The organism is Stutzerimonas decontaminans (assembly GCF_000661915.1).
Lineage (GTDB): Bacteria > Pseudomonadota > Gammaproteobacteria > Pseudomonadales > Pseudomonadaceae > Stutzerimonas > Stutzerimonas decontaminans.
The window spans coordinates 1,687,369-1,701,446 of sequence record NZ_CP007509.1; the positions used below are offsets into that span (position 1 = coordinate 1,687,369).

14 protein-coding genes are annotated in these 14,078 nt (G+C 62.7%); 10 read left to right on the forward strand and 4 right to left on the reverse strand.

Annotation, left to right across the window (positions count from 1 at the left end):
• Nucleotides 1-9 precede the first annotated feature (9 nt).
• Nucleotides 10-516 (forward strand): hypothetical protein, encoded by a 507-nt coding sequence (locus tag UIB01_RS07915; protein ID WP_038658587.1) that lies wholly within the window; start codon nt 10-12, stop codon nt 514-516.
• 25 nt (nt 517-541) lie between these two features.
• On the opposite strand, the gene UIB01_RS07920 is transcribed toward UIB01_RS07915, so the two are convergent.
• Together UIB01_RS07920 and UIB01_RS22660 are read right to left on the reverse strand one after the other, a co-directional pair.
• Nucleotides 542-3,109 carry a bifunctional diguanylate cyclase/phosphodiesterase gene (locus UIB01_RS07920; RefSeq protein ID WP_038658590.1) on the reverse strand — a complete coding sequence of 856 codons (2,568 nt, stop codon included), beginning with the start codon at nt 3,107-3,109 and terminating at the stop codon, nt 542-544.
• A 114-nt stretch (nt 3,110-3,223) separates the two neighbouring features.
• Complete coding sequence (locus tag UIB01_RS22660) at nt 3,224-3,391, reverse strand: DUF2897 family protein (RefSeq protein WP_011913707.1); 168 nt, start codon at nt 3,389-3,391, stop codon at nt 3,224-3,226.
• A gap of 186 nt (nt 3,392-3,577) precedes the next feature.
• Between UIB01_RS22660 and pyrF the strand changes: the two genes are divergently transcribed.
• A complete protein-coding gene (pyrF, locus tag UIB01_RS07925; RefSeq protein WP_038658593.1) occupies nt 3,578-4,273 on the forward strand; it encodes an orotidine-5'-phosphate decarboxylase in 696 nt (231 codons plus the stop codon).
• Between the two features lie 51 nt (nt 4,274-4,324).
• On the opposite strand, the gene UIB01_RS07930 is transcribed toward pyrF, so the two are convergent.
• Nucleotides 4,325-5,329: an NADP-dependent oxidoreductase gene (locus tag UIB01_RS07930; RefSeq protein WP_038665529.1), complete on the reverse strand. Its 1,005-nt coding sequence runs from the start codon at nt 5,327-5,329 to the stop codon at nt 4,325-4,327.
• Nucleotides 5,330-5,547: 218 nt separating this feature from the next.
• Between UIB01_RS07930 and UIB01_RS07935 the strand changes: the two genes are divergently transcribed.
• Nucleotides 5,548-6,309 carry an SDR family oxidoreductase gene (locus tag UIB01_RS07935; RefSeq protein ID WP_038658596.1) on the forward strand — a complete coding sequence of 254 codons (762 nt, stop codon included), beginning with the start codon at nt 5,548-5,550 and terminating at the stop codon, nt 6,307-6,309.
• Nucleotides 6,310-6,357: 48 nt separating this feature from the next.
• Here UIB01_RS07935 and UIB01_RS07940 read toward each other — a convergent pair whose 3' ends face one another.
• Nucleotides 6,358-7,545, reverse strand: coding sequence for a benzoate/H(+) symporter BenE family transporter (locus UIB01_RS07940; RefSeq protein ID WP_038658598.1), 1,188 nt, complete (start codon nt 7,543-7,545; stop codon nt 6,358-6,360).
• Between the two features lie 241 nt (nt 7,546-7,786).
• Between UIB01_RS07940 and fliE the strand changes: the two genes are divergently transcribed.
• The 7 genes from fliE (at nt 7,787) to UIB01_RS07975 (ending at nt 14,077) form a co-directional block, all read left to right on the forward strand.
• A complete protein-coding gene (gene fliE, locus UIB01_RS07945; RefSeq protein WP_038658601.1) occupies nt 7,787-8,116 on the forward strand; it encodes a flagellar hook-basal body complex protein FliE in 330 nt (109 codons plus the stop codon).
• Between the two features lie 13 nt (nt 8,117-8,129).
• Nucleotides 8,130-9,914: a flagellar basal-body MS-ring/collar protein FliF gene (fliF, locus tag UIB01_RS07950; protein WP_038658604.1), complete on the forward strand. Its 1,785-nt coding sequence runs from the start codon at nt 8,130-8,132 to the stop codon at nt 9,912-9,914.
• The gene (fliG, locus tag UIB01_RS07955) at nt 9,907-10,923 is read left to right on the forward strand and encodes a flagellar motor switch protein FliG (RefSeq protein ID WP_038658607.1); all 1,017 of its coding nucleotides are present in this window, start codon (nt 9,907-9,909) and stop codon (nt 10,921-10,923) included. The genes fliF and fliG overlap by 8 nt, the downstream gene beginning before the upstream one ends.
• 19 nt (nt 10,924-10,942) lie before the next feature.
• Nucleotides 10,943-11,719: a flagellar assembly protein FliH gene (gene fliH, locus UIB01_RS07960; protein ID WP_038658610.1), complete on the forward strand. Its 777-nt coding sequence runs from the start codon at nt 10,943-10,945 to the stop codon at nt 11,717-11,719.
• Nucleotides 11,709-13,067: a flagellar protein export ATPase FliI gene (gene fliI / locus UIB01_RS07965; RefSeq protein WP_038658613.1), complete on the forward strand. Its 1,359-nt coding sequence runs from the start codon at nt 11,709-11,711 to the stop codon at nt 13,065-13,067. The genes fliH and fliI overlap by 11 nt, the downstream gene beginning before the upstream one ends.
• A 3-nt stretch (nt 13,068-13,070) precedes the next feature.
• Entirely contained in the window at nt 13,071-13,523 is a 453-nt protein-coding gene (gene fliJ, locus UIB01_RS07970) for a flagellar export protein FliJ (RefSeq protein WP_038658616.1), read from the forward strand.
• 248 nt (nt 13,524-13,771) lie between these two features.
• Nucleotides 13,772-14,077: an STAS domain-containing protein gene (locus tag UIB01_RS07975; RefSeq protein ID WP_015276575.1), complete on the forward strand. Its 306-nt coding sequence runs from the start codon at nt 13,772-13,774 to the stop codon at nt 14,075-14,077.
• Nucleotide 14,078: the final 1 nt, after the last annotated feature.

Below are 14,078 nucleotides of genomic sequence, written 5' to 3' on the forward strand. Positions count from 1 at the left end.
GTTCATTTCATGCAAAGGCCGCTGCTGCTGTTGATCTCGTTGGCCTTGCTGAGTGGCTGTGGTGATGATCCGAGGCCCGAGCCTGAGGATGTGCCGAGGCCGGTCGAGCAACCAGAGCAGGCCCCGGTTGCCTCTGAGCCAGCGGAGGAGCCGCCAGATCTGCAGATTGAACTGGCTGCACCCGAAGAGTCCGAAGACTCGGCTTCGCCAGACGTGCAGATCAGTATTCCCGAACCGGAACCCGTACCGCGGGCTGCACCAGCCAAACGCCCTGCGCCAGCGAAGCCGGAGGACGTTGACCTTCCCGAGGCCGAACTTGATCTGCACTTGCCGGAGGAGCTCGCCGAGGAGCTGATGCCCGCGCCCAGCGCCGAGGCTGCACGGTTGCTGCCGCCACTTTTTGAAAAAGGCAAGGCGTCTCAGTCGATGCAGATCGGCGGTCGTCTGATCTCCGGTGAGGATGAAGACGAGGCACTGATCGACGGCGCCGAAATCCGATTCGAGTTCAAGCGCTGATTGGAGCGCGCCTGCAATTCTGGCCTCAGCTGATATCAGTCGGGCGTGCGAGCAGCCGCCGCAGTTCCTCGGCTGGCATTGGCAGGCTCATGTGGAATCCCTGTACCTCAGTACAGCCATCATCTGTCAACAGGCGTAGTTGCTCCTCGGTTTCTACCCCTTCGGCGGTTACTCGCATCTGCAGCCCGCGGCCCAGCTCGATCAGCGCGCGCACGATTGAGTGGTCTTCCGTCGATTGCTCGATGCCAGCCACGAAGCTGTTGTCAATTTTTATGACGTCGAACGGGTAATGACGCAGGTTGGTCAGCGACGAATAGCCGGTGCCGAAGTCATCTACCGCCAGGTGAACGCCGAGCGCCTTGATGCGCTTGAGTGCGTCCAGCGTGCTTTGCGTCTCCTGGAGCAGCGCGCTTTCAGTGACCTCCAGCTCCAAACGCTCTCCCGGCAGACCGTTCTCGCGAAGCGCGCGGGCTATTTCGTCGAGCAGACGATCATCGTGCAGTTGCAGCGGCGAGAGGTTGACCGACACGGTCATTTCGACCGGCCAGCTGGCGGCTTGCTGGCAGGCCTGGTGCAACACCCAACGTCCGAGCGGGATGATCAATCCGGCCTCTTCGGCCAGAGGGATGAACTGTTCGGGGAGCAGCATGCCCTGCGTGGGGTGGTGCCAGCGCACCAGGGCCTCGGCGCCAATGATCTGCATGCTCTGGCTCAAGTAGCGTGGCTGGTAATGGACTTCCAGTTGCTGCTCGGCTATCGCAACGCGCAGCTCCTCTTCACGCCTGAGTCGTTCATGCAGGCGCTGGTCCATCTCCCTGCCGTACGCCCGCCAGGTGCCTCGCCCGGCGTCCTTGGCTTGATAGAGCGCGATGTCGGCGCAACGTAGCAGTTCGTTGGCCTGGGAGGCATCGTCAGGCGCCAGGGCAACGCCGATGCTCGCACCGATGCTGATTTGCTGGTCTTCGTAGATGAAGGGTGCGCTGAGCGCCTCGATGATGCGATTGCACAGGCGATCAATGCCGCCGTCCTCGCTCATGCGGTGCAGCGCGACGACGAACTCGTCGCCACCGAGACGTGCCACCAGGTCGCCATCCCGGGTGCGCTCGCGCAGGCGAGACGCTACGCCCATCAGGACCTCATCACCTGCCGCATGTCCCAGGGTGTCGTTGACCGGTTTGAAGCGATCGAGGTCGATATAGAGCAGAGTCAGGGTCGAGCCGCTACGCAGCGACGCCAGGTTCTGCTCGAGGTAGTCGCGCAACCGGCTGCGGTTGGGCAGTCCGGTCAACGGATCGTGCTGGGAAAGATACTGGACGCGTGCCTGCGCCTTGGTTTCCTCGGTGACGTCGCTGGCCGTTCCGCGGTAGCCGACCAGTGCGCCGTCGTGCCGGATGCTGCGCGCGGCCAGGCGACAGAAGCGCTCGCAGCCATCGGCTGCTCGGTAACTGCTGCGCAATGGCGTGATCTCCGGCGCTTCGAGCCAGCTCCGCAGTGCCGCGCTGTCGGTGATCAGCAGCTCCAGCAAGGGGCGGCCCAGCCACTGCTTCGGTTCGTAGCCGGTGATCTGCCGAAAGCGGTTGGAGAGGAAGGTCAGGCGGGCCTGCTCGTCGGTCTCCCAGATCCAGTCGGAGGCCGCTTCGGCTACATCGCGAAAACGCTCCTCGCTCTCGGCCAATGCACTGCGGCTGGAGGCGAGGCGTGCGTAGCTCAGATCGAGCAGGTGCATCGCGCGTAGCGCATGGCGCACTAGCAGCCAGGCGAGCAGCCCAAGACCCAGCGCCACGGCGGCGAGAACGGGCAGCGTGACCAGTAGCAGCAGGCGGCCCGGCTGCGCGGCTGTCCAGGTGAAGTAGACCGCAGTCCCATCCTCCAGGGTTTGGCTAATCGCCGGCCCGGCATGATCCGCTGGATCGGTAAGCAACTTCAGTTTCTCCACAGCGTACTGCTCGCCGATCGCCTCAAGCCGTTCGGCGTCGAGTACGTCGACGAAGACGAGCGTGGATGGCGGCCCTTCGTGCTCTTCGATGTCGGCGCCACCCGTGGCCAGCGATGCAGCCGCGACCAATGCAGGTTGCCCGTGTAGCCAGAGTAAGGCCGAGGCTCCGGCATCGTCTTCTGCTGCCTCACGGGCCCGAGCAAGTAGCTCAGATAGGCCGTGCTGCAAATACTGGAAAGCATCCACCGCCTGCAGCTCGCCGTGAATCACGGCGTACGAGGTGTCGCCCGACGGGGTGATTACCAGTATCGCCTCATAGCCGAAATCCTTGTACAGCGAGGGCCCAAGATTGGCTTGGGCGTAAGCCCAGTTCGCGTCGACCTGCTTGCTCAGATGCAAATAGGCGTCGCCCCAGAAGGCGTAATCGACGATGGAGCGATTCATCCAGTCGTGCTGTGCCTGTAATGCCTTGCTGGCAAGGAAATGGCTCTGCTGCAGGGCGTCCTGGTCGATCTTGCGGGCGATATGAGCGATGGCAAAAGCGGCGGCAACAATCGCCGCCACCAGCAGCGCGACCATGCCGGGGAGAATGCGACGGGCAAAGATCGCCTTAGCCTTCGGTTTGGCCGGGCCGTCAATGGAGTAGGGAGATTGCATTAAAGGAGTCCTGCCAGAACTGCATGTACGCGGCAAACGGGCATAGTGCCATTATTGAGCGCAGCGGGCATCTGTAAACGTCAGCCGGTATCGCGGTCCGGCATTCGTCGGCGGTCAGCGATCGCGCGACTCCTGCGCGTCGGCCTCGGCATTGCGCTGGGCAATTCGCTTCTTCTGCTCGTCGGTCAGCGGAATTTTCCGGGCAGTGGAGCGCAACATCAACAGACTGCCGACGATCGACCCTAATGCGACGACCAGAATCAGCCAGAAATACCAGGGCATGCTATTCCTCCAGGCGGGTGGTGAATGGGGCCGCTCGGGTGGCGACCCCCCGCGCACTTTACGTCGGTGCGGCTTTGGGGTCACCGCTCTAGGTCAAACCCCATGAGATTTTGACCGCGATCTGCAGCTTTCGTCGCGCCCGGTGTTTTCTGCGACAATGCGCGCCGACTTTTCCGAGGACGTGCCATGACCTGCCAGACTCCGATTATCGTAGCGCTCGATTTTCCATCCCGCGATGCCGCGTTGGCCTTGGCGCGCCAGCTCGATCCGCGGCTTTGCCGGGTCAAGGTCGGCAAGGAGTTGTTCACGCGTTGTGGTCCGGCGGTGGTCGAGGCATTGCAGGGAATGGGCTTCGAGGTGTTCCTCGATCTCAAGTTTCACGACATCCCCAACACCACCGCGATGGCGGTGAAGGCCGCTGCCGAGCTGGGTGTGTGGATGGTCAATGTGCACTGCTCCGGCGGGCTGCGGATGATGGCGGCGTGCCGTGAAACGCTTTCCGGTATGGCCGGACCCGCGCCGCTACTGATTGGCGTGACAGTGCTGACCAGCATGGAGCAGAACGATCTCGCCGGAATCGGTCTGGATATCACGCCGCAGGAGCAGGTGTTGCGGCTGGCCGGTCTGGCCGCGCAAGCCGGGCTGGATGGGTTGGTCTGTTCGGCGCAGGAGGCGGTGCCGCTCAAGGCGCAGTTCCCGACGCTGCAGCTGGTCACTCCGGGTATCCGCCCGGCCGGCAGTGCGCTGGACGACCAGCGCCGCATCCTGACTCCGGCCCAGGCCATGGCTGCGGGGTCCGATTATCTGGTGATCGGCCGGCCGATCGCGCAGGCAGCCGATCCGGCGCAAGCGCTGGCAGCTGTAGTGGCCGAGCTTGCTTGACGAAAAAAGGCTGGGCCTTGCGGCTCAGCCTTTGTTGAGTGGAAAAGGTGATCAGCTGACCTTGAGCACCAGCTTGCCGAAGTTGCCGCCGGTGAACAGCTTCATCAGCGTGTCGGGGAAGGTCTGCAATCCTTCGATGACGTCTTCCTTGCTCTTGAGTTGGCCGCTTGCGAGCCATTCCGCCATGTCGCGCATCGCTTCGGGATAGCGCGAAACATAGTCGGTCACCACCATGCCCTCCATCCGTGCGCGATTGACCAGCAGCGACAGGTAGTTGGATGGGCCTTTCACCGCTTCTTTGTTGTTGTACTGGCTGATGGCGCCGCAGATCACCACACGCGCGCCGACGCTGATGCGCTGCAGCACGGTATCCAAGATGTCGCCGCCGACGTTGTCGAAGTACACGTCCACGCCTTTCGGGCATTCGCGCTTCAAGCCAGCCGCCAGATCCTCGTTTTTGTAATCGATGGCACCGTCGAAGCCGAGCTTCTCGGTGAGGAAGCGGCATTTATCTGCGCCGCCGGCGATGCCCACCACGCGACAGCCTTTGATCTTGGCGATCTGTCCGGCAATGCTGCCGACCGCACCGGCGGCGCCGGAAATCACCACGGTCTCGCCGGCCTTGGGCTGACCGACCGACAGCAGAGCGAAGTAGGCGGTCATGCCGGTCATGCCCAGTGCCGAGAGGTAGCGGGGCAGCGGCGCCTGCAGCGGGTCGACCTTGTAGAAGCCCCTCGGCTCGCCGAGGTAGTACGCCTGCACGCCCAGCGCACCGTTTACATAGTCGCCTTCCTTGTAGTCCGGATGCTGCGAGGCGATCACCTTGCCGACGCCGAGGGCGCGCATCACTTCGCCGATGCCCACCGGCGGAATGTAGGACTTGGCATCGTTCATCCAGCCGCGCATGGCCGGGTCGATGGACAGGTATTCGACCTTGACCAGAATCTGATTGGGGCCAGGCTCGCTCACCGGCTTCTCGACGTAGTCGAAGGTTTCCCGGGTCGGCGCACCGATCGGCCGCTGGGCTAGCAGGAATTGCTGGTTGAGCAGGGTCATGAAATAAGCCTCGTGTTTGCGAAAGGTTTGGTTTAGCCCGGCCAGCGCGGCGCCGCAAGGTACGTCAGCAGGCTGGAATGAATGGGCATCCAGTTCGGTGATATGACCCTGGCAGCAGTGAAATGCGCGAGCGCATGGCGGTATAAGTTCGACCGGGAAGCCTTGTGCGGTCATTTCGCGGGCATCAAGGTGAGACGAATTCTTCGGGAAGAACAATCATGAGCATGACATTCTCCGGGCAGGTTGCCCTGGTTACCGGCGCAGCAGCAGGCATCGGTCGCGCCACGGCGCAGGCGTTCGCCGAGCAGGGCCTCAAGGTGGTGCTGGCCGACATCGACGAAGCGGGCATCTGCGATGGCGCAGAAAGCATTCGTGCTGCTGGCGGCCAGGCGATCGCCGTGCGCTGCGACGTGACGCGTGACGCGGAGGTCAAGGCGCTCATCGAGCAGACGCTGGGGCAATACGGGCGACTCGATTACGCATTCAACAACGCCGGCATCGAGATCGAGCAGGGACGCCTGGCCGAAGGCAGCGAGGCGGAGTTCGATGCGATCATGGGCGTCAACGTCAAGGGCGTCTGGCTGTGCATGAAGCACCAACTGCCGGTCATGCTGGCGCAGGGCGGTGGCGCCATCGTCAATACCGCGTCGGTCGCGGGCCTGGGCGCCGCGCCGAAGATGAGCATCTATGCGGCATCCAAGCATGCGGTGATCGGCCTGACCAAATCCGCGGCCATCGAGTACGCCAAGAAGCAGATCCGCGTGAATGCGGTATGTCCGGCGGTGATCGACACCGACATGTTCCGTCGCGCCTACGAGGCCGATCCGCGCAAGGCTGAGTTTGCCGCCGCAATGCACCCGGTCGGGCGCATCGGCAAGGTCGAGGAGATCGCAGCCGCGGTGTTGTACCTGTGCAGCGATGGTGCCGCGTTCACCACCGGCCAAGCGCTGGCGGTGGATGGTGGTGCGACGGCGGTCTAGCGAGTCTGCCCGGCGCTCTCTGGGCCGGGCAACACTTTTGACGCGGGCCTAGCTGCGGCGGCCCAGAATCACCAGCGTCAACACCCCCGCAATCAGCCCCCATAGCGCGGCGCCTATTCCGAACAGTGTCAGCCCCGACGCCGTCACCATAAAGGTGATCAGCGCCGCCTCGCGCTCGTTGGGCTGCTGCATGGCTTGGGTCAGCCCCGAGCCGATCGAGCCGAGCAGCGCCAGCGCGGCGACCGACAACACCAGTGCCGCCGGAAAGGCGGCGAACAAAGCCGCCAGGGTTGCGCCGAAGATCCCCGCGATTCCGTAGAACACGCCGCACCAGGCAGCCGCCGTATAGCGTTTGTTCGGATCGGGGTGGGCTTCGGGGCCTGCGCAGATCGCCATGGTGATCGCCGCCAGGTGGATGCCATGGGAGCCGAATGGCGCCAGCAACACCGAGGCGATGCCGGTGGTCGAGATCAGTGGCGAAGCCGGCACCTGATAGCCCTCGGCACGCAGCACGGCCAGGCCCGGCATGTTCTGCGACGCCATGGCGATGACGAACAGCGGTATGCCGATGCTGAAGATCGCGGCGAGGGAAAACGCCGGCGTGGTCCATACCGGCACCGCGACCTGCAGGCTGAAACGCTGGAAGTCCAACAGGCCGAAGACTCCAGCGATCAAGCAGCCGACCAGCAGGGCGGCGAGCACGGCGTAGCGTGGTTGCAAGCGTTTGGCCAGCAGATAGCTGAAGAACATGCTAAGCACCAGCAGCGGCTGAACCTCGACAGCACGGAAAATCTCGCTGCCGATATTGAACAGCACGCCCGCCAGCAGTGCCGCTGCCAGCGATGCCGGGACTCGCCGCATCAGCCGTTCAAAGCTGCCGGTAATGCCACACAGGGCAATCAGCGCCGAGGCGAAGATGAACGCGCCGATGGCTTCTGCGTACGGCACGCCGGGCAGGCTGGTGATCAACAGGGCGGCGCCCGGCGTCGACCAGGCAACCACCACCGGCGTGCGATAGCGCAGCGACAGACCGATGCTGCAGATCGCCATGCCGATCGATAGCGCCCAGATCCATGAGGATATCTGCGCCGCGCTCAGGCCTGCGGCTTGGCCGGCCTGGAACATCAGCACCAGCGAACTGGTATAGCCGGTGAGCATGGCGATGAAACCGGCCACGACGGTAGAAGGCGAGCTGTCGCTCAGGGGGTGCAAGGCGGTGCGGCTGATCTGGTTCATTCTGTGTTTCTACTTATATGAGGGCGCGGCGGCGCGCTAGAGCGCACCTATCCTACAAGCCTATGGGCCCCGCACGGGAAGCGTCGCGGTACAGCGGCGAGTGCATTGGGCGTAACAGTCGTCAGTCCGAGTGCAGGTCATCGCCGCGCCTGTGCGACGCGGCTCGATCTGGCACCCTTGTTGCTATCTACTCCATGCCTGCCGCGATGCGTCAAAAAAACCGCGGCTGTTGGAGGGTTAGATGAGTCAGGGTGTTCAATTCAATCGCTTGATGCTGGAAATGCGGGCCATGCAGACCGATGCAATGGCGCGCAGCAAGCCGGAGGTCAAGACCCAGGAGGTCGGCGCTCCGAGCTTCTCCGACATGCTTGGCCAGGCGGTGAACAAGGTGCACGAAACCCAGCAGGTTTCGAGCCAGCTGTCGTCTGCCTTCGAAATGGGGCAGGGCGGTGTTGACCTGACCGAAGTGATGATCGCCTCGCAGAAGGCCAGCGTTTCTTTTCAGGCCATGACCCAGGTGCGTAACAAGCTGGTTCAGGCTTACCAAGACATCATGCAGATGCCGGTTTGAGGCGGATTGAATCATGGCTGAAGCGTTGAGCAACGTTCCGGTGCCGGCTACCGTCGAGGGCGTCAAGAAGCCCCTGCTGGGCTTGTCCTTCCTGGAAAACCTTTCGGATATGTCCATGCTGCGGCAGGTCGGCCTGTTGGTCGGTCTGGCGGCGAGTGTGGCGATCGGTTTTGCTGTGGTGCTCTGGTCGCAGCAGCCCGACTATCGCCCGCTGCTTGGCAGCCTGGCCGGGATGGATGCCAACCAGGTAATGGAAACCCTGGCCGCCGCGGATATCGCCTATACCGTCGAGCCCAATTCCGGCGCGTTGCTGGTCAAAGCCAATGATCTGGCGCGTGCCCGCCTCAAACTCGCCAGTGCCGGTGTTGCGCCGGCCGACAGCAATATCGGTTTCGAGATTCTCGACAAGGATCAGGGCCTCGGCACCAGCCAATTCATGGAGGCGACTCGCTATCGTCGCGGCCTCGAAGGCGAGCTGGGTCGTACTATCTCCAGCCTGAACAACGTCAAGGGTGCCCGGGTGCACCTGGCCATTCCGAAAAGCTCCGTGTTCGTCCGCGACGAGCGCAAGCCTAGCGCCTCAGTCCTGGTGGAGCTGTATCCGGGCCGCGCGCTGGAGCCGAGCCAAGTGATGGCGATCATCAATCTGGTCGCGACCAGCGTGCCGGAGCTGAACAAGTCGCAGATCACCGTGGTGGACCAGAAAGGCACCCTGCTGTCCGACCAGCAAGAGCTGACCGAGCTGAGCATGGCCGGCAAACAGTTCGACTACAGCCGCCGCATGGAGAGCCTTTACACCCAGCGCGTACACAACATCCTGCAACCGGTACTGGGTAGCGGTCGCTACAAGGCGGAAGTATCGGCAGATGTTGATTTCAGCGCGGTTGAGTCCACCTCGGAAACCTTCAATCCAGATCAGCCGGCGCTGCGCAGCGAGCAGAGCGTCAATGAACAGCGCCAGAGCAGCCTGCCGCCCCAAGGCGTACCGGGCGCCCTGAGCAACCAGCCACCTGGGCCGGCTGCTGCGCCTGAGCAGGCCAATCAGGCCGCCGCTGCCGCTGGCGCCGTGGCTCCCGGCCAGCCGCTGCTCGATGCCAATGGCCAACAGATCATGGATCCGGTAACCGGCCAGCCGATGCTCGCGCCTTTCCCGGCCGACAAGCGCGAACAGGCCACGCGCAATTATGAGCTCGACCGTTCCATCAGCTATACCAAGCAACAGCACGGCCGCCTGCGTCGCTTGTCGGTAGCCGTCGTGGTGGACGATCAGATGTCGATCAACGCCGCCGGTGAGATGGTCCGCGTGCCATGGACTGCCGACGATCTGGCGCGCTTTACCCGTCTGGTGCAGGACTCCGTGGGCTTCGATGCAAGCCGCGGCGACAGCGTCAGCGTGATCAACACGGCATTCGTGGCCGACAGTTTTGGCGAAACCTTCGAAGAGATTCCGTTCTATTCGCAACCCTGGTTCTGGGACATCGTCAAGCAGGTGCTCGGCGTGCTGTTCATCCTGGTGCTGGTGTTCGGTGTTCTGCGTCCGGTGCTCAAGAGCCTGACCAACCCCACCAGTGGCAAGGAGCTGCAAGTCGCCAATGGTCCGGGTGATCTGGGCGACGAGGAAGGCCTGGAGTCGGGCCTGTCGAATGACCGGGTCAGCCTGAGTGGCCCGCAGAACATCCTGTTGCCAAGCCCCAGCGAGGGATATGAAGCCCAGCTGAACGCGATCAAGAACCTGGTGGCCGATGACCCGGGACGGGTAGCCCAGGTGGTGAAAGAGTGGATCAACGCCGATGAGTGACAATCGAGTTCAAGCCAAGCTCAACAAGGTCGACAAGGCCGCCATTCTACTGCTCTCGCTGGGTGAAACCGATGCCGCGCAGGTTCTGCGCCATCTCGGTCCGAAGGAGGTGCAGCGGGTCGGTACTGCCATGGCACAAATGCGCAATGTGCAGAAAGTCCAGATCGAACAGGTGATGAGCGAATTCGTCGAGATCGTCGGTGATCAGACCAGTCTGGGTGTGGGCTCCGATGGCTACATCCGCAAGATGCTCACCCAGGCACTGGGCGAGGATAAAGCTGGTGGGCTCATCGACCGTATCCTGCTGGGCGGCAATACCAGTGGTCTGGATAGCCTCAAGTGGATGGAGCCGCGTGCAGTGGCCGACGTGATCCGCTACGAGCACCCGCAGATCCAGGCCATCGTGGTGGCCTATCTCGATCCGGATCAGGCCGGCGAAGTGCTCTCGCACTTCGACCACAAGGTGCGACTGGATATCGTGTTGCGCGTTTCCTCGCTCAATACCGTGCAGCCGGCTGCGCTGAAGGAATTGAACCTGATATTGGAAAAGCAGTTCTCCGGCAGTACCAACACCAGCCGGGCCAGCCTGGGTGGCGTGAAGCGTGCCGCAGACATAATGAACTATCTGGACAGCTCCATCGAAGGCCAGCTGATGGACGCCATTCGCGACGTGGACGAGGATCTGTCCAGCCAGATCGAGGACCTCATGTTCGTCTTCGACAACCTCGCCGAAGTCGACGACCGTGGCATCCAGGTGCTGCTGCGTGAGGTATCCTCCGATGTGCTGGTGATGGCGCTCAAGGGCGCCGACGACGGCATCAAAGAGAAGGTCTTCAAGAACATGTCCAAACGCGCCGGCGAACTGTTGCGCGATGATCTGGAAGCCAAGGGTCCGGTGCGCGTCAGCGATGTCGAAAACGCGCAGAAGGAAATCCTTACCATTGCTCGCCGCATGGCCGAGGCCGGAGAAATCGTTCTGGGCTCCAAGGGCGGCGAGGAAATGATCTAAGCAGGTACGAATCCCTCACATGGCCAAGGACAACCCCAGCGACGTCATTCGTGCGAAAGATGTCAGCCTGTTCGATCGCTGGTCTTTGCCCAGTTTCGATCCGCAAGGTGAGGAACAGGTGGTGCCTGCGGTTCAGGCCGTGGAGGAACCTGTTGAAGAGTTGGCGCGTAGCGAAGACGTGCCGGTCGAGGAAGTCAAACCGCTGACGCTCGACGAGCTCGAAGCGATCCGCCAGCAGGCCTACAACGAAGGTTTTGCTACTGGAGAGAAAGACGGCTTTCACGCCGGGCAGCTCAAGGCGCGGCAGGAAGCCGATGCGGCGCTGGCGCCACGGGTGGAGAGCCTGGAACGGCTGATGGAGCAGTTACTCGATCCGATCGCCGATCAGGATCGTAATCTAGAGCACGCCATGGCCACCCTGGTCAGCCATATGGCGCGCGAGGTGATTCAGCGCGATCTGTTGATCGATTCCAGCCAGATTCGCCAGGTATTGCGCGAAGCGCTGAAGCTGTTGCCCATGGGCGCCAACAACGTGCGCATTCATGTCAATCCGCAGGATTTCGAGCTGATCAAGGCGCTGCGTGAGCGGCACGAGGAAACCTGGCGAATTCTCGAGGACAGTAGCCTGCTGCCTGGCGGCTGCCATATCGAAACCGAACACAGCCGAATCGATGCCAGCATCGAGACGCGCCTCACCCAGGCCATCAAGCAACTGTTCGAACAGCAGCGGGAGAACGCTACCCGTCCTCCTGCGGCGGATCTGACCATCGAACTGGACGTGCCCGATGCGCCTTGAGCGAGTCAGTTTCGCCAAGCGTTTCGAAGCCTACAGCGAAGCGATCAAGCTGCCCGGCCAGCCGATGCTGGAGGGGCGCCTGCTACGTATGGTCGGCCTGACGCTGGAGGCGGAGGGCCTGCGCGCAGCGGTCGGCAGTCGCTGCCTGGTGATCAACGACGATAGCTATCACCCCACCGAGGTCGAGGCCGAGGTGATGGGCTTTTCCAGCGGCAAGTTGTACCTGATGCCGGTCGGCAGTCTTGCTGGTATCGCGCCTGGCGCGCGGGTCGTGCCGTTGGTAAATACCGGACGGTTGCCCATGGGCATGTCCATGCTAGGCCGTGTGCTCGATGGGGCAGGGCGTGCGCTGGACGGCAAGGGCGGCATGAGGGCCGAGGACTGGGTGCCGATGGACGGCCCGGTGATCAACCCGCTCAAGCGCCATCCGATCAGCGAGCCGCTGGACGTCGGTATCCGCAGCATCAACGGCTTGCTCACCGTCGGGCGTGGCCAGCGTCTAGGTCTGTTCGCCGGCACAGGCGTCGGCAAGTCGGTACTGCTGGGCATGATGACCCGCTTCACCGAGGCCGACATCATCGTGGTCGGGTTGATCGGCGAGCGTGGCCGCGAGGTCAAGGAGTTCATCGAGAACATCCTCGGCGAGGAGAGCATCAAGCGTTCGGTAGTCGTCGCATCGCCTGCCGACGAAGCGCCGCTGATGCGCCTGCGTGCCGCGCAGTATTGCACCCGTATCGCGGAATACTTCCGCGACAAGGGCAAGAACGTGCTGCTGCTGATGGATTCGTTGACCCGCTACGCCCAAGCCCAGCGCGAGATCGCCCTGGCCATCGGCGAGCCGCCGGCGACCAAGGGCTACCCGCCATCGGTATTCGCCAAGCTGCCCAGCCTGGTCGAACGCGCCGGCAATGCCGAACAGGGTGGTGGTTCCATCACCGCGTTCTATACCGTGTTGTCGGAAGGTGATGACCAGCAGGACCCAATCGCGGATGCCGCTCGTGGCGTGCTCGACGGGCACATCGTGCTGTCGCGTCGGCTGGCCGAGGAAGGCCACTACCCGGCGATCGACATCGAGGCCTCCATCAGCCGGGTCATGCCGCAGGTGGTAAGCGCCGATCATGTCAGGGCCTCGCAACGCTTCAAGCAGCTGTGGTCGCGCTATCAGCAGAGCCGCGATCTGATCAGCGTCGGCGCCTACGTGCCGGGTGGCGACCCGGAAACCGACTTGGCCATCGCCCGGCAGGCGGAGATGGTCCGCTACCTGCGCCAGGGGCTAGATGAAAGCGAGGACCTCAACCAGAGTGCCGCGCAGCTGGCTGCGGTTTTCAGTCCTCGGCAAGCGGGCTAACCGATGGCGGCCAGTCGAGCGGCGCGCCTGGCGCCGGTCATCGAAATGGCCGAGCGTGCCGAACGTGATGCCGCACGGCTGCTCGGGCAGGCCCAGACGCAGCTGACGCAGGCCGAAACCAAGCTCGCCGAACTCGAGCAGTATTTCGGTGATTATCAGCAGCAATGGATGCAGCAGGGCAGCCAGGGCGTTTCCGGGCAGTGGCTGATGAACTATCAGCGCTTTCTGTCCCAGCTGGAATCGGCTATCGGCCAGCAGCAGCGCAGCGTCAACTGGTATCGCGACAATTTGCTCAAGCTGCGCCAGCAATGGCATCAAAAGCATGCGCGAGTGGAAGGGTTGAGCAAGCTGATCGAAAGTTATCAGCGCGAGGCTCGCATCGCCGCGGACAAGCGTGAACAGAAGCTGCTCGACGAATTTGCTCAGCGATTGGCCGGCCGTGCTCGTGATCGATGATCCGCCGCCTGCCTGCCCGTCGCCTCGACCCGGTGTGCGCCCACGCCGGATTCGTGCTTGCCGTGTTGCGCCTTGAGTGATAAATCTTCACCCGTTCCTTACGCAGCGTTCATCAGCCCTTGATGGACGGTCGGTCCGGCCTGGTTCGGATCACTGCATATTCAGCCCGCATACGGCTGTCCACTTCGCATAAGCGACGGCCGCCAGCGCGAGCAGCCTTCTAGATGTTCCGGATCAGGGAGTCCCGCATGACCATTAACTCGCAGCCTTCGGTGGATGGGCAGGAGCTGACCATTTCCATTAGCGGACGCTTCGACTTCAATGCGCATCAGGCCTTCCGCGATGCCTACCAGCGTCAGGATGTGAATCCCCAGCGTTATGTGGTGAATTTGCAGGGCACCACCTATATGGATAGCTCGGCGCTGGGAATGCTGCTGTTGCTGCGTGACCACGCCGGCGGCGATGAAGCTGATATTCGCCTGCTCAACTGTAGTCCCGATGTACGCAAGATCCTTTCGGTATCCAATTTCGAACAGTTGTTCGTGATTGCCTGAC